This is a genomic window from Burkholderia ubonensis (assembly GCF_902833085.1).
Taxonomy (GTDB): domain Bacteria; phylum Pseudomonadota; class Gammaproteobacteria; order Burkholderiales; family Burkholderiaceae; genus Burkholderia; species Burkholderia ubonensis.
In genome coordinates this window covers 1-408 of record NZ_CADFEB010000033.1, presented here as the reverse complement: position 1 = coordinate 408, position 408 = coordinate 1, and the positions used below count along the sequence as shown (strand labels likewise).

The following is a 408-nucleotide window of genomic DNA, read 5'->3' as shown; positions in this document are numbered from 1 at the left end:
CGAGCGACGACAGCTGCGCGGCATCCGCAAGCGCCTCTTCCGTCACGCCCGGCCCGGGCATGAACGCCGACGCCTGGCGGTTGCCGAGCGTGATCGTGCCGGTCTTGTCGAGCAGCAGCACGTCGACGTCGCCGGCCGCTTCCACCGCGCGGCCCGAGGTCGCGATCACGTTCGCCTGCATCATCCGGCTCATGCCGGCCACGCCGATCGCGGACAGCAGGCCGCCGATCGTCGTCGGGATCAGGCACACGAGCAGCGCGACCAGCGCGGTGATCGTCACCACGTGCCCCGCCTTCATTGCTTCCACCGAGAACATCGAGAACGGCAGCAGCGTCGCGGTCGCGAGCAGCATCACGATCGTCAGCGCGACCAGCAGGATCGTCAGCGCGATCTCGTTCGGCGTCTTCT

General features: G+C 68.9%; 1 pseudogene. It reads right to left on the bottom strand.

From position 1 onward, the window contains the following. Window positions 1-408: pseudogene (locus HWX31_RS34695) on the bottom strand (potassium-transporting ATPase subunit B); the annotation flags it as partial.